The sequence below is a fragment of the Saccharospirillum sp. ABV4_185 genome, assembly GCF_056159245.1.
Genome location: NZ_JBSWUW010000002.1, coordinates 183,846 through 202,159, shown reverse-complemented (window position 1 = coordinate 202,159; position 18,314 = coordinate 183,846). Strand labels below are relative to the sequence as shown.

19 protein-coding genes are annotated in these 18,314 nt (G+C 56.4%); 1 reads left to right on the top strand and 18 read right to left on the bottom strand.

Translation table 11 applies throughout. From position 1 onward, the window contains the following. Positions 1-163, bottom strand: a 163-nt coding sequence (locus tag ACXAE6_RS18125; RefSeq protein WP_475152578.1) for an IMP dehydrogenase, incomplete at its 3' end; no start/stop codon positions are given. Positions 164-402: 239 nt separating this feature from the next. Here ACXAE6_RS18125 and xseA point away from each other — a divergent pair. Beyond that, positions 403-1,770 (top strand): exodeoxyribonuclease VII large subunit, encoded by a 1,368-nt coding sequence (gene xseA / locus ACXAE6_RS18120; protein WP_475152560.1) that lies wholly within the window; start codon positions 403-405, stop codon positions 1,768-1,770. Between the two features lie 38 nt (positions 1,771-1,808). Here the strand turns inward: xseA and der are convergent, their stop codons facing one another. The 17 genes from der to iscR all read right to left on the bottom strand — a co-directional run bounded on the left by der (position 1,809) and on the right by iscR (position 18,077). Next, a complete protein-coding gene (gene der / locus ACXAE6_RS18115) occupies positions 1,809-3,212 on the bottom strand; it encodes a ribosome biogenesis GTPase Der (protein WP_475152553.1) in 1,404 nt (467 codons plus the stop codon). Then, positions 3,212-4,366, bottom strand: coding sequence for an outer membrane protein assembly factor BamB (locus ACXAE6_RS18110; protein WP_475152548.1), 1,155 nt, complete (start codon positions 4,364-4,366; stop codon positions 3,212-3,214). The genes der and ACXAE6_RS18110 overlap by 1 nt, the downstream gene beginning before the upstream one ends. Then, positions 4,366-5,001, bottom strand: a complete 636-nt coding sequence (locus ACXAE6_RS18105) for a YfgM family protein (protein WP_475152543.1) — start codon at positions 4,999-5,001, stop codon at positions 4,366-4,368. Before ACXAE6_RS18105 ends, ACXAE6_RS18110 begins: the two co-directional genes overlap by 1 nt. A gap of 66 nt (positions 5,002-5,067) precedes the next feature. Then, on the bottom strand, positions 5,068-6,321 hold the full coding sequence (hisS, locus tag ACXAE6_RS18100; protein WP_475152575.1) for a histidine--tRNA ligase: 1,254 nt from the start codon (positions 6,319-6,321) through the stop codon (positions 5,068-5,070). A gap of 73 nt (positions 6,322-6,394) precedes the next feature. After that, complete coding sequence (ispG, locus tag ACXAE6_RS18095; RefSeq protein ID WP_475152573.1) at positions 6,395-7,513, bottom strand: flavodoxin-dependent (E)-4-hydroxy-3-methylbut-2-enyl-diphosphate synthase; 1,119 nt, start codon at positions 7,511-7,513, stop codon at positions 6,395-6,397. Positions 7,514-7,518: 5 nt separating this feature from the next. Next, positions 7,519-8,283: a tetratricopeptide repeat protein gene (locus ACXAE6_RS18090; RefSeq protein WP_475152540.1), complete on the bottom strand. Its 765-nt coding sequence runs from the start codon at positions 8,281-8,283 to the stop codon at positions 7,519-7,521. Then, positions 8,280-9,455, bottom strand: coding sequence for a dual-specificity RNA methyltransferase RlmN (gene rlmN / locus ACXAE6_RS18085; protein WP_475152536.1), 1,176 nt, complete (start codon positions 9,453-9,455; stop codon positions 8,280-8,282). The genes ACXAE6_RS18090 and rlmN overlap by 4 nt, the downstream gene beginning before the upstream one ends. Positions 9,456-9,562: 107 nt before the next feature. Continuing rightward, positions 9,563-9,988, bottom strand: a complete 426-nt coding sequence (gene ndk / locus ACXAE6_RS18080) for a nucleoside-diphosphate kinase (RefSeq protein WP_392805406.1) — start codon at positions 9,986-9,988, stop codon at positions 9,563-9,565. 155 nt (positions 9,989-10,143) lie between these two features. Beyond that, the gene (locus tag ACXAE6_RS18075) at positions 10,144-10,572 is read right to left on the bottom strand and encodes a SufE family protein (RefSeq protein WP_475152531.1); all 429 of its coding nucleotides are present in this window, start codon (positions 10,570-10,572) and stop codon (positions 10,144-10,146) included. 44 nt (positions 10,573-10,616) lie between these two features. Continuing rightward, a complete protein-coding gene (gene sufT, locus ACXAE6_RS18070; protein WP_475152528.1) occupies positions 10,617-11,147 on the bottom strand; it encodes a putative Fe-S cluster assembly protein SufT in 531 nt (176 codons plus the stop codon). A 10-nt stretch (positions 11,148-11,157) separates the two neighbouring features. Next, entirely contained in the window at positions 11,158-11,535 is a 378-nt protein-coding gene (locus ACXAE6_RS18065) for a HesB/IscA family protein (protein ID WP_475152523.1), read from the bottom strand. A gap of 30 nt (positions 11,536-11,565) precedes the next feature. Beyond that, on the bottom strand, positions 11,566-12,786 hold the full coding sequence (locus tag ACXAE6_RS18060) for an aminotransferase class V-fold PLP-dependent enzyme (RefSeq protein WP_475152521.1): 1,221 nt from the start codon (positions 12,784-12,786) through the stop codon (positions 11,566-11,568). Continuing rightward, positions 12,783-14,078, bottom strand: a complete 1,296-nt coding sequence (gene sufD / locus ACXAE6_RS18055) for a Fe-S cluster assembly protein SufD (RefSeq protein WP_475152517.1) — start codon at positions 14,076-14,078, stop codon at positions 12,783-12,785. Before sufD ends, ACXAE6_RS18060 begins: the two co-directional genes overlap by 4 nt. Before the next feature lies 1 nt (position 14,079). Beyond that, positions 14,080-14,829 carry a Fe-S cluster assembly ATPase SufC gene (sufC, locus tag ACXAE6_RS18050; RefSeq protein WP_475152514.1) on the bottom strand — a complete coding sequence of 250 codons (750 nt, stop codon included), beginning with the start codon at positions 14,827-14,829 and terminating at the stop codon, positions 14,080-14,082. Positions 14,830-14,923: 94 nt separating this feature from the next. Beyond that, positions 14,924-16,360, bottom strand: coding sequence for a Fe-S cluster assembly protein SufB (gene sufB, locus ACXAE6_RS18045; protein WP_392805425.1), 1,437 nt, complete (start codon positions 16,358-16,360; stop codon positions 14,924-14,926). 29 nt (positions 16,361-16,389) lie between these two features. Beyond that, complete coding sequence (locus tag ACXAE6_RS18040) at positions 16,390-17,559, bottom strand: aminotransferase class V-fold PLP-dependent enzyme (protein ID WP_475152511.1); 1,170 nt, start codon at positions 17,557-17,559, stop codon at positions 16,390-16,392. After that, positions 17,556-18,077 carry a Fe-S cluster assembly transcriptional regulator IscR gene (gene iscR, locus ACXAE6_RS18035; RefSeq protein WP_475152506.1) on the bottom strand — a complete coding sequence of 174 codons (522 nt, stop codon included), beginning with the start codon at positions 18,075-18,077 and terminating at the stop codon, positions 17,556-17,558. The genes ACXAE6_RS18040 and iscR overlap by 4 nt, the downstream gene beginning before the upstream one ends. Between the last annotated feature and the right edge of the window lie 237 nt (positions 18,078-18,314).

Here is an 18,314-nt window from a genome sequence, read left to right as displayed (position 1 = left end):
CTTCGGTGACGGTGTCCATGGCGGCGGACATCAGCGGAATGTTCAGGCTGATATTGCGGGTCAGTTGGGTTTTGAGCGTGACGTCCTTGGGCAGGACCTCGGAAAAACCGGGCACGAGCAGGACATCATCGAAAGTGAGAGCGGTTTGGGCGATGCGCAACATGGACTTCCCTCCGGGCGAAGTGGGAATGGCGGTTGCCAGCAGAGACAGCAGCAACCTAAGTTGGCGCGGCATTATAACCAGTTTTGACTTCGAGCAAAGTTTTATGCTCAAATCGCCGGTTTATATAGGCTGCCCCAATGCGGGCCGCACATCTGTAACCGCCGTTATAGATATAAAGGTTGATCAAAACGCCCGTCCGGGCGAGTGCCGCCTGGGCTCATTTCTATTCCAGGACTTCCATGGCACTGTCAGACCCGCAAGCACCGCTCACCGTCAGTCAGCTCAACCGCCAGGTTAAATTCCTGCTGGAAAACCAGTATCCGGCCGTTCCGGTCAGTGGCGAACTGTCGAATGTGGCACGGCCCGCGTCTGGCCATCTGTATTTCACGCTGAAAGACGGCAACGCTCAGGTGCGCTGCGCCATGTTCCGCTCCAGCCTGCAACGCTCCAGCTATAAACCCAAAGAAGGCGACCAGGTCATCGTGCGCGGTCGGGTCAGCCTGTATGAAGGCCGCGGCGATTATCAGATCATCGTTTCGTCGATGCAGCCCGAAGGTGAAGGCGCCTTGCAACAGGCGTTCTTCCAGCTCAAGGAACGCCTGGAAAAAGAAGGTCTGTTTGCAGCTGAACACAAGCAGCCGCTGCCTGAGCACATTCGTACGCTGGGTGTTGTCACCTCGCGCACCGGGGCAGCGCTGCACGATATTCTGACCGTGCTGAAACGCCGCTTTCCGGCCATGGCGATCATTCTGTACCCGGTCGCGGTTCAGGGCGAGGAAGCACCGGCGCAGATCGTGCGCGCCATAGAAACCGCCAACCGGTTGAACCAGGTAGATGCCCTGATCGTCGGCCGTGGCGGCGGTTCGCTGGAAGATTTGTGGTCGTTTAACGAAGAAATCGTCGCGCGGGCGATATTCAATTCCCGCTTGCCCATCGTTTCCGCTGTTGGTCACGAGGTCGATGTGTCAATCAGCGACTTTGTCGCCGATGTGCGCGCCGCTACGCCGTCTCAGGCAGCCGAATTGGTCAGCCCCGATCAGAACGATATTCGCCGCGCGCTGATCAACCAGCGCGCTCGCCTGGCGCGAGGGCTCGACCAACGCCTGCAAGCTGATCGCCGGCGTTTGTACCATGCGCGTCAGCGGCTGCGTGACCCCGGTGGTTTATTACGCGAATGGCAGCAACGCCTGGACGAGCGTGCAGGTCGGTTAATACGGGCGCTGAAATCGGGTCAACGCAGTCGCGCTCAGGCCTTTACCACTCTTACCGCCCGTTTGCGTCGGGCCAGCCCAGTCAATCAACTGAACAGCGACCGACGCCGCCTGGAACAGCTCGATAAACAACTGCGCCGACTGGCCCAGCAACAACTGCCGCCACGCCGGCAACAGCTGGGCTCGCTGGCCAGCCGACTGAATGCCTTATCGCCACTCAATACGTTAGAGCGCGGTTACAGCATTACTCGCGATGAAAGCGATAAGGTGGTGCAAAACGCTGACGCCTTATCCCCAGGCCAACGCATCACTACCTTGCTGCGTCGGGGACGAGTCGTCAGTACCGTAGAGAAGATCGAAATGGAGGAGCCTTTAACGGCTCCCAAGACAGACTGAGGCAAGCCGGCGACCCAGGATCGGGTTGCCATTTTTTTTTAGCGGCGGCCGCCGCGCTGAGTGCGCCCTTTAGCGTGCTCGCGACTCTTGCGTACACCGGTGCGAGTGCTGGCTTTATTGGCATAGGGATTCTCACCCACGACGAATTCAAAACGAATCGGCGTGCCACGCACCTTCAAGGCTTTGCGGAAGGCATTTTCCAAGTAGCGTTTATAGCTTCCCGGCAGCTCGTTGAGCTGATTGCCGTGTACGACGATCACCGGCGGGTTCGACCCGCCCTGGTGCGCATAACGCGGCTTGATGCGTCGACCACGCACCATCGGCGGTTGATGCAGCTCGATCACACCTTTCAGAATATTGGTCAGCTGGTTGGTGCTCCACTTGCCCCGCGCTGATGCGTAAGCCTGGTTCACCGACTTGTACAGATGACCGACGTTGGTGCCGTGCAGTGCCGAAATAAAGTGAATATCGGCCCAATCCAAAAACGGCAGGCGCCGTTCAATGCTTTCTTTAATGTGGTCTTTTTTGTCCTGATCCAGGCCATCCCATTTGTTAATGGCAACCACCAAAGCCCGACCTGACTCCAGCACAAAGCCGAGCATATGCATGTCCTGCTCGACCAGACCATCACGCGCATCGATCACCAGAATGACCACGTTGGCATCCTGAATCGCCTGCAGCGTTTTAACGATGGAGAATTTCTCCACCGCCTCAGAAATACTTTTACGGCGACGCACACCAGCGGTGTCGATCAGCGTATAGGCCTGATCATCACGCTCGTAAGGAATATAGATGGAATCCATGGTGGTGCCGGGATGGTCGTAAACCACCACTCGTTCTTCACCGAGCATGCGGTTGACCAGGGTCGATTTACCCACATTGGGCCGGCCGACGATGGCCAGACGGATGTTGTCGTCATCGTCTTCGGTAGCCAATGGATCATCATCGACCGGGAATTCGGCCAGCACGTCTTCCAACAGTGAACGCACGCCTCGGTTATGAGCCGCCGCAATCGGCCGGGGCGACTCTTTCAAACCCAGTTCGTGAAAATCGCCCAGGACCACATCGGTATCCAGACCATCGGTCTTGTTAACCACCAGATGCACCGGCTTACCGGTTTTGCGCAGATGCTGGGCGATGTGGTTGTCGGCGGCGGTGACACCCGACTGGGCATCGGTGATAAAGAGCACCACATCGGCTTCTTCGATGGCGGCCATCGATTGCTGCGCCATGCGCTCATCGAGGCCTTCTTCAAAACCGCTGATACCGCCGGTATCGATAACAATAAAGGAGCGGTCATCGAGCTTACCGTCACCGTATTTGCGGTCACGCGTCAGCCCCGCCCAGTCGGCAACCAGAGCGTCGCGACTGCGCGTAAAGCGATTAAATAAAGTGGATTTGCCGACATTGGGTCGGCCAACCAAGGCAATTACCGGGATCATTAACGAGCCTCGTTGGGCTGACGAAACGACAGCCGTTTGATTCGCGACGAGTTGCCTTGTTGCAGAATATAGTCGTCACCCAAAGCCACCGGCGCGGTGCTGGCACCGGTCCAGTCGACCAGACGGGTAGCCAGCCATTCACCGGTTTCGGCGTCGAGCAGATGCACATAACCATCGGCATCGGAGACCGCCAGCTTATCTTTCCAGGGTAGCACCTGGCTCAGACGACGGTAGGTGAATTGCTCCTGAGTCCAGACCACAGCCAGCGAGCGCGGATCCAGCGCCACCACATGGCTCTGATCGTTCACCGCGTACCAGTAATTCTGACCCGGTATAACGGCGCGGTAAGTCGACAATGGCTGGCTGGCCAGAACCTGACCGGAAGCTGCATCCAACACCAGCATGTCGCCCTGATAACCAGCGGCGAGCAGGTAATCTCCGACACGAGTGACGCTGGCATCCACATCGACCAATCGGCTGACGTCGGTCTTACCCTGGGCGCGGGCGATGCGGTATTCCCAGGCGGGCGAGCCATCGGCCAGACTCAAACCAACCAGCTTGCCATTGGCCAGGCCGGTAACCACCAGATCATCCACCAGCAGCGGACGGGCGGTACCGGTAATGGTCAACTCCGGCTCGGCATCCTGATAGACCCACAACGGCCGGCCGGTATTGCGCTCCAGCGCCATCACCCGGCCGTCCATCGTCTGAACGATCAGACGATCTTCAAGCAGTAAAGGCGCTTCGGTCGCCAGCGCAGAAATCGCAGTTGACCAGAGTTCGCGGCCTTCCCAGTCGAACAGTTTGACGTCGCCGTTACCGCTCATGATCACCATCTGACGTTCATCGGCGGCCAGTGGCGCGGTAATCTGATCGGCCAGTTGGCGACGCCAGATAAACTTGCCCGACTCCGACAACAACGCCACTTCACCCAGCGGCGAAGCGGTCAGAATGCCACGCTCGGTCACCAGTGGAGCGATGCGGCTGAACGGCATCTCGGTGTAACGCTCTTCGAGCATCTGCCACCAGTCGATGCGCAGGTCCACCAGTTGCGGCCGCTCTTCCGGCAAAGGTGCCTGAGCTTCACGCAGTGAGCCACCGGCACAGGCCGTCAACAGGCTGACCAAGGCGGCCAGAATCAGGGCATTGCGCATTAAGCTTCGTCCGTCTCAGTCGCCAGGTCGTTCAACTTCATTTCCAGATAAGGCGCATTGACGCCTTGCTGGGCAGATTCTTCCAAAGCGGTCTGGTAAGCAGCACGAGCCGCATCGACATCGCCCTGGCTGAGCAGGATGTCACCACGCAGTTCATGGCTGGGCACTTCGAAGCCTTCTCGATCAATGGCGTCCAGTTCGGCCAAAGCAGCGTCATAGTTTTCTGCTGAATAATGCACGCGCGCCAACCGCAGATGCACCACCGGCACCAGACTGTCATCGGCGTTATCCAGCGCCCATTCCAGCTCGTCTACGGCCGCGACAAGATCGCCGCCCTCAACCGCCTGCTTGGCGCCTTGCAACGCAGCGTAAACACCATAAACGGTGTCGCTGTATTCGTTTTTCAGATTATCAATACGCGCAGCGACGGTGTCGGCATCTGCATTTTCCACAGCGCTCATCAAATCATCATAAAGCGTGGACGCGGCTTCGAGTTTGGACTGGGTTGTGTTCTTGTAGAATGTCCAGCTGAAAAAGGCCACCAGGGCCACCAGAACGGCGCCAATAACATAGTTGCCGTAACCCGACCACCACTTTTTGATCGCTTCAATCTGTTCCTGTTCTGTGTCGTACACCTTGTCACTCCTGCTGTCAGAGGCGTCCTTCAGTCGCAACCGAAGGCTTTCTTGTCATTAATAGGGTCAGTTAGTCAGCAACGACCGCAACTGATCGACGGCCACATCAAAACCGCACTGAATTTGTTCGCGATCATCCCGCAATGGCTTGATGGTCAATTGCTGCCGGGCGACTTCATCGTCACCCAATATCAACGCCAAAGGCGCGGCGGATTTATCGGCTTTTTTCATCTGGCTCTTAAAAGAACCACCGCCGCAATTCACTTGCAGACGCAAACCGGGAATTTCGCTGCGCAACTGCTCGGCCAGCTTAAAGCCCTCGCGCGAGGCGGCATCGCCGGCCAGAATAAAGTAGGCATCCAGGGTTGCAAAGACGCTGGACGGAATCTTTTCAAGGGTTTCCAGCAACAGGATCAGCCGCTCGACGCCCAAGGCGAAACCGGCGGCCGGCGTCTCCTTACCACCGAGTTGCGGTACCAGACCATCATAACGACCGCCACCGCAAACAGTGCCCTGAGCACCCAGGCTGTCGGTGATCCACTCAAAGACAGTGCGCGAGTAATAATCCAAACCACGGACCAGGCGCGGATTGATCACGTACTTCACGCCGGCGCCATCGAGCAACTCGCACAACAGCTGGAAATGCGCGCGCGATTCATCGTCGAGATAGTCATCAAACACCGGCGCATCGTTGAGCAGCGCCTGAGTGGTTTCGCTTTTGGAATCGAGAATGCGCAAAGGATTGGTGTGCAAGCGCTTCTGGCTGTCTTCGTCCAGCTGATCGGCAACGCCTTCCAGAAAACTCACCAGCGCATCGCGATAGCTGGCGCGTGCGGCACTGCTGCCGAGCGTATTGAGGTGCAATGTCACGTGCTCGCATAAACCCAGATTGTTGAGCAGACGCGCGCTTAACAGAATCAGTTCGGCGTCGATATCGGCGCTGGCCATGCCGAAGGTTTCGGCGCCAATCTGATGAAACTGACGGTAACGGCCTTTCTGTGGACGCTCGTAACGGAACATCGGGCCGGTGTACCACAGCCGCTGAACCTGGTTGTGCAATAAGCCATGCTGCAAGGCCGCGCGCACGCAACCTGCGGTGCCTTCCGGACGCAGCGTCAGGCTGTCGCCGCCGCGGTCCTCGAAGCTGTACATTTCTTTCTCGACGATATCGGTATGCTCACCCACACCGCGTTTGAACAACGCCGTTGGCTCGACCACCGGCATGCGGATTTCGCGATAACCATATTGGTCGAGCACGGCGCGCACCTGCGCTTCCAGATACTGCCAGACCGGACTAACGTCCGGCAGAATGTCGTTCATGCCACGAATGGCTTGCAGTGTGGACAACTCACTTTCTCCCGATTACAACACAGCGACAACGGACTGAAACCAATCAGTCCTTGGCGATCAGGTTCGCCTCTTGCGCTTCTTTTTCAGCCACCTTCTGACGAATCAGTTTTTCGTAGTGATCCACCAGATTGTCGTGACCGACCTTATGATCTTTTTCGCCATCAACATAAATCAGATGCTGAGGTGTACCGCCGGTCAGACCAACATCGGCTTCTTTGGCTTCGCCCGGACCATTCACAATGCAACCGATGACAGCAACATCGAGCGGTGTCATCACATCATCGAGACGCTCTTCCAAAGCGTTCATGGTGCCGATGACATCGAAGTTCTGCCGCGAGCAGGACGGACAGGCAATAAAGTTGATGCCTTTGGAACGCAGCCGCAGACTCTTCAAAATATCAAAGCCGACTTTAACTTCTTCAACCGGGTCCGCCGCCAGCGATACCCGCAAGGTATCGCCAATGCCATCCATCAACAGCATGCCCAGACCAACGGACGACTTAACGGTACCCGAGCGCAAACCGCCAGCTTCGGTAATGCCCAGATGCAACGGCTGGTCAATCTGATCGGCGATCTTGCGATAGGCCGCGACTGCCATAAACACATCCGAGGCTTTCAGGCTGAGTTTAAATTCATGAAAATCGAGACGGTCGAGAATATCGATATTGGTCAGCGCTGATTCCACCAGGGCGTCCGGTGTCGGTTCGCCATATTTGCGCTGCAGATCTTTGCTCAATGAACCGGCATTCACACCGATGCGAATCGGAATGCCATGATCTTTGGCCGACTGTACGACAGCACGCACTCGGTCTTCACGACCGATATTGCCCGGGTTAATACGCAAACAATCGACGCCCAACTCGGCGACGCGCAGCGCAATTTTGTAATCGAAATGGATATCGGCAACCAAAGGCACATCGACACGCTGACGAATTTTGCCAAAGGCTTCGGCGGCATCCATGGACGGCACAGAAACGCGCACAATATCGGCGCCAGCCTGTTGGATACGATTGATCTGCTCGACGGTGGCATCGACATCACGCGTTTCGGTGTTGGTCATGCTCTGCACCGAGATCGGCGCATCGCCACCCACAGGCACCGAACCTACCCAGATCTTACGTGAGACCCGGCGTTTAATCGGGCTTTGATGGCGTTTGTTCATATCACTCATCGTTCCTCCCGCCAGCTTTGAAAAAGCTGGAATTCCTCGCTGTTGGCAAAACGAGTTGCCAATTGTTCAGCCAGTTTATTAACCAATTCAGCGTCATGATTAGCATCCGCCAGGCGAATGCCTAACCACAGACTGCTGGCACTTTGGTCAGCTTCCGCCCGTTGCATAAACGACTGGTACGCGTCGAACGCGGCGACCGTTTCATGCTGTTCATTGAGCAGATCGGCCAAACCTAAATAGGCACTGGCACGCTCTGCATCCAGCGTCAGTGCCCGACGATAGGCATCAATAGCCACGCTATTATTACCCAGACGCCGTTCACTCAAGGCGAGATATTCAAAACTCTGGGCGCGACGTTGGAAAAACGCATCGTCGGTCACCTCGACAAAGCGGTCACGGGCGGCCTGATAACGCCCTTCGTTATACAGAAAAACGGCGTACTGAAACATCGATTCAGTACCACCGCCATAACGCACCGCGCGTTGGAAATTCTCTTCTGCCAGCGCCGTTTCGCGCTCGACATCAAATACCCGAGCCAGGCCCAGATAAGCACCGGCCGCTTCATCATCGAGCGACAGCGCTTCATTTAAAGCGGCCTTGGCCTGATGCAGGTTATTGTTCTCGAAATGGCGATAGCCGATCTGAATATAGGTCTGCACCGCCTGATCAACATCCTGCTGATCATCGAGACGACTGCTGCTGGTAGTGACACAGCCGGCCAGCACCAGACTGACCAGCGCCGCCAGAGTCAGCCGTTTCACAGCGATCCCCGCTGGCCCCGGCTGGAGGCGATTTCAGCCGCGGTACGGCCCAGTTCCACCGCTTCGATATAGCGCACCGAACGTTTGGTTTTATCGCTTACCTGACCGACCAACTGGCCGCAGGCGGCATCAATATCGTCACCGCGCGTCTTGCGAATGGTGACGTTGTAGCCAGCGGCATGGAGGATGTCGCGGAAACGATGCATGCGGTTATTACTCGGCCGTTCGTAACCGGAATTGGGGAACGGATTAAACGGAATCAGGTTGATCTTGCACGGCGTATTGCGCAGCACTTCGGCCAGTTCGTGGGCGTGCTCGGGCTTGTCGTTAACGCCGTTGATCAGGGTGTATTCGATGGTGGTAACGCGCTTCTCGCTGAAGCGTGACATGTAATGATTGCAAGCATCGAGCGTCGCCTGAACACCGTATTTCTTATTCAGCGGCACCAAGGTATTGCGCAATTCATCGTTCGGCGCGTGCAGCGACAGCGCCAGAGCCACATCGGTGACTTTGGCCAATTCATAAATCGCCGGAACCACGCCGGAAGTACTGAGCGTGACGCGGCGCTTGGACAGGCCGTAGGCGTTGTCGTCCATCATCAGGCCCATGGCCTCGACGACGTTATCGAAATTCAACAGCGGCTCGCCCATACCCATCATTACCACATTGGTGATGCGGCGTTCTTTGGCAGACGACTGACCGTCTTCACCGACTTCGAAAGACCGCGCCGCCACCCAGACCTGAGCGATAATTTCCGCCGAGCTGAGATCACGGTTAAAGCCTTGCTTACCGGTGGAACAAAAGGAGCAGTCCAACGCGCAGCCAATCTGCGACGACACACAGAGAGTGCCGCGCCCGTCTTCAGGAATATAAACCGTTTCGACCGCACTGCCGCCGGGCATTTTCATCACCCATTTGCGCGTGCCGTCTTTGGAATCTTTGCAGTAGGTAACCTCGGGCGTGACGATTTCCGCCACTTCCTTGAGCTTAACGCGCAAGGCCTTACTGACGTCAGTCATGGCATCAAAGTCATCAACACGACGCTGGTGAATCCATTTCAGCACCTGAGTGGCGCGAAACTTTTTCTCGCCCAGTTCGTTGACGAAAAAATCTTCCAGCGCGGGCAAGCCCATGCCGAGCAGATTAACTTTGGATAATGCCTGTTCAGTCATTTTGGTTCCCGATGGTTACGGAAGACGCTTAACGGGAGACGCTGAACGCTAGCTTGGTTTGGCGTCTCACGTCTGGGCGGCACTCCGCTCCCGTTAGGCGTTAAGCTTTATCGAGCGCAGATTTCGCTCTCATTGAAAAAATACGCAATTTCGCGTTCGGCTGAAGCCGGGGCGTCAGAACCGTGAACGGCGTTGGCATCGATGCTGGCAGCGAAATCGTGACGCAGAGTACCAGCGGCAGCTTCGGCCGGGTTGGTCGCGCCCATGATTTCACGGTTTTTGGCAATGGCGTTGTCGCCTTCCAAAACCTGAACCACAACCGGGCCTGAGGTCATGAACTCAACCAGAGCGCCGAAGAAAGGACGTTCTTTGTGTTCGGCGTAGAAGCCCTCGGCCTGTTCCTGGCTCAAGCGCAGCATTTTGGAGCCGACGATGGTCAGACCAGCGGTTTCAAAACGGCTGTAGATGGCGCCGATCAGGTTCTTGGCAACGGCGTCGGGCTTGATGATGGACAGAGTACGTTCTTTGGCCATGGGCATTATTCTCCACTGAGGGTCAATTGGTCGGCGGCGGATTATACGTGGCCGGCCGGCCCGTTACCATGGCCGCACCATCGTTGCACCCCATTTTACCGACTCAAATGACAAAACAGCGGTCAACAACTGAGTCAAAACGTTTGAGTGGCCGTTTAAACGGCGTTTTGCACCGCGATATCACGAATTCGGCCAACCATGGCACGCAGGCCGTTGCCGCGCGTCGGACTCAGATGACGCACCAGATCGAGCTTGCCGAAGTAGTCTTCAACATCAAAATCCAGAATCGCCTGACTGGAGCGGCCGTTGTAGGCCGCCAATACCACCGCCAGCAGACCCCGTACGATGTGGGCGTCAGAATCTGCCTGGAAATAGAGCCGTTCGTTATCGACGCTGTGCGCCAACCAGACCTGGCTTTGGCAGCCGCGCACGATGCGCTCGTCGGTTTTCAGGCCGTCGTCCATCGCCGGCAGTTCTTTGCCCAGATCGATGATGTAGCGATAGCGGTCTTCCCAGCTATCGAAAAAAGACAGGGCTTCGAGAATGTCGTCAGGCGTGATGTCGACGCCGAATTCGCTGCTCATGGTTAGATTCCATGGTTAATAAAGCTGAAATAAAGCGGTCGGGATTAAAAAAACAGCCCGGTCTCAAGCCGGGCCTCTTCACTCATGCGTTCCCGGTTCCAGGGTGGGTCGAACACCAGTTCAACCTCAACCGCCTCGATGCCCGGCACCCGGGCAACCCGATATTTAACGTCATCGACCAGTACCGGCCCCATCCCGCAACCCGGTGCGGTCAGCGTCATCTCTATATGAGCCGTCTGACCGTCGATGCGCACGCCGTAGATCAACCCAAGATCGACAATATTGACCGGAATTTCCGGATCATAAACCGTCGCCAAGGCTTGCCACAGGTGGGCTTCATCGGGCTGGCCGTCGGCACTGGGCGCAAACTCCAGCACCTGCGGCTCCATGCCGATGGCATCGCCATCCAGGCCATCAATGCGCGCCATATTGCCTTGATGCACCACGGTGTAATTGCCACCGAGCGACTGCGTCAGCGTAATAAAGCTGTCGGCCGGGATGGTAATGGGGGTTCCAACTGGAACCAGACGCGCCTGTACATCGCGTTGCGTCACCACCATGCGTTTTTCAGTCATCGGCGAGCGCTCACACCGCCTCTTCTTCGTCGATGATAAAGCTCTCGCCGCAACCGCATTCTGCGCTGACGTTGGGGTTGTTGAACTTGATCACTCGATTGACGCCATCGGCGCCAAAATCAATTTCGGTACCACGCACAATCGGCAAGGCGGTTTTCTCTACGAACAAAGTTACGTCGTCGGCTACGGCAAATTGCAGATCGCTGTCATCCGCTTCAGAGACAAAATCGACGACATACATGTAGCCCGAGCAGCCACTTTCTTTCACCGCCAGGCGAATGCCCGAGGCACCGGCCTGTTGGATCTGGCGCCGGGCGTGTTCTACCGCAGCGGGTGTCATGGTGACCGCAGGTGCGGCCTGGTTTGGGTCGAAGGATTCAACACTCATGAGATCCCCTCCTGTTGCTGGCCATAATGGTCACAGCAAAAATGTTTTTACTTTGTCGAGGCCGGCGAACAGAGCGTCGACATCGTCCCTACTATTATAGAGCGCGAAACTGGCGCGGACCGTTCCGGTGATGCCGAAACGTTCCATCACCGGCATCGCACAGTGGTTACCGGTGCGTACGGCGATACCCTGTTGATCGAGCAACATGCCAATATCGGCCGGGTGCGCGCCATCAAGCAAAAAGCTGAGCACACCGGCGCGGTGGTCCGCTTCACCGATCAAGCGCAAGCCTTCATAGGACTTAGCCCGCTCGACCGCGTAATTGAGTACATCGGTTTCGTGCGCGGCCAACGCTGTGCGATCCAGCCCTTCCAGAAACTCAACCGCCGCTCCCATACCGATGGCACCGGCAATATTGGGGGTGCCCGGTTCGAATTTATAGGGCAGCGCGTTATAAGTCGTGCCGGCGAAGGACACAGTTTCAATCATCTCGCCACCGCCCATAAAGGGTGGCATCGCCTGCAGCAGCTCGCGCTTGCCGTAGAGCGCGCCCATACCGGTCGGGCCGTACATTTTGTGCGCCGAGAAGCTGTAGAAATCGCAATCCAGCGCCTGGACGTCCAGCGGCCAATGCGCCACGGCCTGAGCACCATCGATCAACACCTTGGCGCCCACGGCATGGGCTTTCTCAACAATGCTTTCGACCGGATTTACCGTACCCAGCGCATTGGAGACATGCACCACCGAGACCAGTTTGACGCGCTCATCGAGCAGATCATCCAGCGCTGCTAAATCAATCTGACCAAGTTCATCGACCGGCATCGGCACCAATTCGCAACCGGTCTGACCGGCGAGCAGCTGCCAGGGTACGATATTGGCATGGTGCTCCATGGTCGACACCAGCACCCGATCACCCTGACGCAAGTGCTCGCGCCCCCAACTGAACGCCACCAGATTAATGCCTTCGGTGGTGCCCTTGGTCCAGATAATTTCCTGGCGATCGGCAGCGTTAATAAAACGCTTTACCGATTCGCGCGCGGCTTCGAATTTGCCGGTTGCCCGGTCGCTCAACGTATGAGCGCCGCGATGCACATTGGCGTTATCGTGGCGGTAGTAATCGCAAATGGCATCGATCACCACGTTCGGTTTTTGAGTCGTCGCACCGTTATCCAGATACACCAGCGGCTTGCCGTTGACCTGCTGATCCAGGATCGGAAACTGGGCGCGTATGTCGGCAAGGTTAAAACTCATGCCACCGGCTCCAGCGCGGCGCCCTGAGCAAAGCGTTCACGCAACAGCGGTTGCAGTAAATCACGCACCGGCGCGTCAGCCAGACCATCGAGCAATTCATTAATAAAGGCGAAATTCAACATCACCTCGGCTTCTTCGCGCCGGATGCCGCGCGCCAGAAAATAGAACAGCGCGCTGTCGTCACGCTGAGCGACGGTTGCGCCGTGGGCGCACTTGACGTCGTCGGCGTAGATTTCCAGTTCCGGCTTGGTATCCACTTCCGCCTGATGACTGGTCAGCAGGTTTTTATTGCTCAGTTCCGCCAGCGTTTTTTGCGCGTCTTTATGAATATGAATACGGCCGTTGAACACCGCCTTGGCTTTATCGGCAATGATGCCACGAAACACTTCGCTGGACGTGCAGTGCGGCACGCAATGTTCCAGGGTGGTGTGGTAATCGATATGTTCCTGACCGCGCGGCAAATAGACGCCGTTCAATTTAAGTTCGGCGCCGCTACCGTTGTGTTCAACCACCAGATCCTTGCGCTTCAAGGTACCGCCGAGCGCCATATGGAAGCTGTCGAGATGGGCGTAACCGCCTAAGGAGGCATGCACCGAACCCAGATGGCGTACATCGCCCTCTTCAAGCAACAGATGATAATGACGCAGGCGCGCATTGGCGGCCAACTGCAATTCGGTGACCGGATTAATAAAGACAGCGCCGCTGGCTTCATTACTGAAGGTTTCCACTAAAGTCGCCTCGGCGCGATCGCCAAGATCAACCAATATTCGTACTGGAATAACGCGCTCTGTCGCCGCCGAGGAAATCACCTGATTCAGATGCAGCGGTTTGTCGAGCACCGTGCCTGGCGCGATTTCAATCCACACCGCTTCGCTCAGCATTGCCTGATTAAAGACATTAAACAGCTGGCGTTCACCGGCCAGGGTTTTGCTCAGACGCTGCTCGAATTCGCTGCGTGTTTGCGCATCGGCTTTTGACAGCAAACGCACACTGACGCCTTCCGGCAGTTCGTCATGATTGACCAACTGGCCATCAACCAGCGTCAGCGTAACGCATGACCAGTCGCCAAAATCGACACCCTGGGCAGCGCTGGGTGGCGCTGCCAATTGCCAGTCGGTATGGGTTAACGAACGCAGCGGTGTGTATTTCCAGTCTTCGGTTTTACGCGTCGGCCAGGGAGTTTTAGTGAACCGTTCCCAACCGAGCGCACGCCAGTTAGACAGCCAGCTCCAGTCGGTCGCCGCCTGCAACTGTTGATGCGCATTCTGTGCCTGCATTGATACGACGGCCACCTCAGGCTACCTCCTCGTCGATCCATCCGTAGCCTTGCTTTTCCAGCTCCAGCGCCAGCTCACGACCACCGGATTTGACGATCTTGCCTTTGGCCAGAACGTGAACGTAATCGGGAACGATGTAGTCAAGCAGACGCTGATAATGGGTCACCACAATCATGGCGCGATCAGGGCTGCGCAACGCATTGACACCATTCGCAACCACTTGCAAGGCATCGATATCCAGACCGGAATCGGTTTCGTCGAGAATGCACAGCTTGGGTTCCAGCAACATCATCTGCAGCAGTTCGTTGCGCTTTTTCTCGCCGCCTGAAAAGCCTTCATTGACGCCACGCTTAAGGAAATCCTGCGGCAAATCCACGGCCTGACATTTCTCCCGCGCCAGCTTGATAAAGTCCATCGAACTCATGGCTTCCTGACCGCGCGAGCGGCGGATCGCATCAACACTGGCTTTTAGAAATTCCATATTGGAAACACCGGGGATTTCGACCGGATATTGGAACGCCAGAAACAGACCCGCCTGAGCGCGTTCTTCCGGCTCCAGATCAAACAATGACTGGCCATCGAATTCAGCGCTGCCGCCGGTCACTTCATAACCAGCACGACCCGCCAGAACATGGCCGAGCGTACTTTTTCCCGCGCCGTTCGGGCCCATAATGGCGTGAACTTCGCCGGCTTTTACGTCCAGATTCAGACCGCGCAAGATGGCTTTGTCGTCTATCTGGGCTGAGAGATTGTCAATCTTAAGCATTGCGTTGGTATCCGTCGTTTAACTCTTTATCGGTACGATTGCCGTACGTTTACCGCCGGTACTACAGACCGGCCGCTGATTAATTCCGGTGCGTTTAACCCACCGCGCCTTCGAGGCTGACTTCCAGCAATTTGCCCGCCTCGACCGCAAATTCCATCGGTAATTCCTTGAACACTTCCTTGCAAAAACCGTTGACGATCATCGACACCGCCTTCTCCGGATCGATGCCTCTTTGCTGGCATAAAAACAGCTGGTCGTCGCTGACTTTTGAGGTCGTCGCTTCGTGTTCGATCACCGCCGTCGGATTTTTCGATTCAATGTACGGGAAGGTGTGAGCGCCACACTGATCGCCGATCAACAGCGAATCACATTGAGTGTAGTTACGCGCGCCTTCTGCACCCGGGTTCATACGCACCAGACCGCGATAAGCATTTTCCGAACGCTTGGCGCTGATGCCTTTGGCGATGATGGTCGAACGGGTGTTTTTGCCCAGGTGAATCATCTTGGTGCCGGTATCGGCCTGCTGATAATTCGAGGTCAGCGCCACCGAATAAAATTCACCGATGCTGTCGTCGCCTTTCAAAATGCAGGACGGGTATTTCCAGGTGACCGCTGAACCGGTTTCCACCTGAGTCCAGGAGATTTTCGAGCGGTTGTGCGCCATACCGCGCTTGGTGACGAAGTTAAAAATACCGCCCTCGCCTTTTTCATTACCCGGGTACCAGTTCTGCACGGTCGAATATTTAATCTCGGCATCATCCAGAGCGACCAGTTCAACCACAGCGGCGTGCAGTTGATTTTCATCACGCATCGGCGCGGTGCAACCTTCCAGATAGCTGACGTGACTGCCTTCATCGGCAATCAACAGAGTGCGCTCAAACTGCCCGGTTTTGGCTTCGTTGATGCGGAAATAGGTCGACAATTCCATCGGGCAACGCACGCCTTTGGGAATGTAGACAAAGCTGCCATCGGAGAACACAGCCGAGTTCAGCGCCGCATAGAAATTATCTTTCTGCGGCACCACTGAACCGAGGTATTTTTTCACCAGCTCAGGGTATTCCTGAATGGCTTCAGAGATGGAGCAGAAAATCACCCCGGCATCTTTAAGCTTTTCGCGGAAGGTGGTGCCTACGGAGACCGAGTCGAACACCATATCGACGGCAACACCGGCCAACACTTCCTGCTCGTGCACAGGGATGCCCAGCTTCTCATAGGTACGCAGTAATTCTGGATCGACTTCATCGAGCGACTTGGGCCGATCTTCCATGCTCTTGGGCGAGGAATAATAGGACAACGACTGAAAATCCGGCTTGGGATATTTCACGTGTGCCCAGTTCGGTTCTTCCATTTCCAGCCAGGCACGAAACGCCTGTAGACGCCACTCGAGCATCCATTCAGGTTCCTGTTTCTTGGCCGAAATCAGCCGGATAACGTCTTCGTTCAGGCCCGGTGGAATCGTCAAGGATTCAACATCCGTGGTCCAACCCGCGGCGTATTCCGATTTCAGATACTGCTCAATATTTTCACTCATGGTCTATCACCTGGAGGACGGTCGTCCTTTTAGGAAGCCACCGACGACTGCTTACGCAGCGCCGGCACGGCTTCACGAATACTGTCGATGGCCTGATCCACTTCTGCAGTGGTTGTGTAGCGTCCCAGGCTGAAACGCAACGAACCGTGGGCCACGCTGTCGGCCAGGCCCATGGCTTTTAAAACATGTGACGGTTCAACGCTGGCGGAGGTACAGGCCGAACCGGTACTGACCGCCAATTGGCGCAGCGCCATCATCAGCGCTTCGCCATCGACGCCACCAAAGGCCACATTTAAATGGCCGGGCGTGCGCGGCGCATTGCCACCATTGATGTGCACATCACCGAGGTCGGCGATGCCCGCCCACAACCGATCACGTAAGGCGCCGATGCGTTCGGCTTCTTCAGCGAGTTCGGTTCTGGCAATTCTTGCGGCTTCACCCATGGCGACCAGTTGATGGGTCGCCAGCGTTCCCGAACGCATGCCTCGTTCGTGACCACCGCCGTGAATCTGAGCTTTTAATTCCAGTGTCGAACGACGCTTCACATAGAGCGCGCCGACACCTTTGGGCGCATAAAATTTATGGCCGGAAATTGACAACAAGGTCGCCTGCCAGGCCGTCACATCGACCGGAATTTTGCCCACCGCCTGAGCGGCGTCGATATGAAACCAGATATCCCGTTCGGCCAGCAGGGCACCGATTTCAGCAACCGGATTCAACACTCCGGTTTCATTGTTAGCCGCCATAATGCTAACCAACCGGGTGTTGGGCTGTAGCGCCTCGGCGACTGCTGCAGCACTGATCACGCCATCGCGATCGGGCGACAATACCGTCACACCGTAACCTTGTTTGCGCAGGTATTCGGCTGGGTCGAGAATGGCTTTGTGTTCGGTAGCGCTGACGATCAGATGGCAATCATCGGGCGCAAAATTTTCTGCCACACCTTTTAACGCCAGGTTGTTGCTCTCGGTGGCGCCGCTGGTCCAGACGATTTCGCGATTGTCGGCTCCGATTAACTCCGCCAGCTCATTGCGCGCTTCTTCCACCGCTTCTTCCGCGAGCCAACCAAGCAGGTGGGAGCGCGACGCCGGGTTGCCGTACTGACCTTCGCGGGTCAAAAACTGCATCAGCTTCTGCGCCACTCGCTCATCAACCGGCGTGGTGGCGGCGTAATCAAAATAAATGGGTGCGTTATTCATAGCTGACTCGCCAGAATGGTCGCTTCGCTGGACCGGCGCTTAGCGCCCTCGTCCACCGGCACCTCGCCCTGGCTCTCCTGCAAATACAAATTCTGACGTTGATTGACCGATTGGATGTCGCGCCGGGCGACCAGATCGGCCAGGGAAATATCATCGAGAAAATCGTGAATCTGGGAACTGAGGTCCTGCCACAGATGATGCGTTAAACAGACCTCGCCCTGCTGGCAGCCGGTTTTGCCTTTACAGCGGGTGGCATCGAGGCTTTCACTGACCGCATCGACCACGTCAGCGACGCTGATGTCGGCACTGGGACGACCCAGACGATAACCTCCACCCGGTCCACGCACCGAGGTCACCAGCCCGTGACGACGCAGTTTGGAGAACAGCTGTTCCAGGTAGGACAGCGAAATATCCTGTCGCTGTGAGATATCGGACAGGCTGATCGGGCCGGCATGCTGGTTCAGCGCCAGGTCAAGCATGGCGGTGACCGCGTAGCGGCCTTTGGTGGTTAATCTCATAAGGTGGCTCCCGTGCGGGTCCAGGCTCCATTTCCGCCTTGGTTGCAACTTAGATCGTTGCAACCTCAATAGTGGCGCGAATTATAAATACCCGAGTAAAACAGTCAACTATTTATACCGCTCTATCTCGGGGCCTGCCGGCGCTTTTCAAGGGCTTTGTTCGAGTCGAAAGGCGTTCCAATAATGATCGTCACGATCAAAAGGTTTTGCTTTACCCACCGTCATCGGCCGCTATGC

Excerpts from the sequence above, each read along its gene's own strand:
- xseA (WP_475152560.1), top strand. The coding sequence starts at position 403 with ATGGCACTGTCAGACCCGCAAGCACCGCTCACCGTCAGTCAGCTCAAC.
- der (WP_475152553.1), bottom strand. The coding sequence starts at position 3,212 with ATGATCCCGGTAATTGCCTTGGTTGGCCGACCCAATGTCGGCAAATCC.
- ACXAE6_RS18110 (WP_475152548.1), bottom strand. The coding sequence starts at position 4,366 with ATGCGCAATGCCCTGATTCTGGCCGCCTTGGTCAGCCTGTTGACGGCC.
- hisS (WP_475152575.1), bottom strand. The coding sequence starts at position 6,321 with ATGAACGACATTCTGCCGGACGTTAGTCCGGTCTGGCAGTATCTGGAA.
- ispG (WP_475152573.1), bottom strand. The coding sequence starts at position 7,513 with ATGAACAAACGCCATCAAAGCCCGATTAAACGCCGGGTCTCACGTAAG.
- rlmN (WP_475152536.1), bottom strand. The coding sequence starts at position 9,455 with ATGACTGAACAGGCATTATCCAAAGTTAATCTGCTCGGCATGGGCTTG.
- ndk (WP_392805406.1), bottom strand. The coding sequence starts at position 9,988 with ATGGCCAAAGAACGTACTCTGTCCATCATCAAGCCCGACGCCGTTGCC.
- ACXAE6_RS18075 (WP_475152531.1), bottom strand. The coding sequence starts at position 10,572 with ATGAGCAGCGAATTCGGCGTCGACATCACGCCTGACGACATTCTCGAA.
- sufT (WP_475152528.1), bottom strand. The coding sequence starts at position 11,147 with ATGACTGAAAAACGCATGGTGGTGACGCAACGCGATGTACAGGCGCGT.
- ACXAE6_RS18065 (WP_475152523.1), bottom strand. The coding sequence starts at position 11,535 with ATGAGTGTTGAATCCTTCGACCCAAACCAGGCCGCACCTGCGGTCACC.
- ACXAE6_RS18060 (WP_475152521.1), bottom strand. The coding sequence starts at position 12,786 with ATGAGTTTTAACCTTGCCGACATACGCGCCCAGTTTCCGATCCTGGAT.
- sufC (WP_475152514.1), bottom strand. The coding sequence starts at position 14,829 with ATGCTTAAGATTGACAATCTCTCAGCCCAGATAGACGACAAAGCCATC.
- sufB (WP_392805425.1), bottom strand. The coding sequence starts at position 16,360 with ATGAGTGAAAATATTGAGCAGTATCTGAAATCGGAATACGCCGCGGGT.
- ACXAE6_RS18040 (WP_475152511.1), bottom strand. The coding sequence starts at position 17,559 with ATGAATAACGCACCCATTTATTTTGATTACGCCGCCACCACGCCGGTT.
- iscR (WP_475152506.1), bottom strand. The coding sequence starts at position 18,077 with ATGAGATTAACCACCAAAGGCCGCTACGCGGTCACCGCCATGCTTGAC.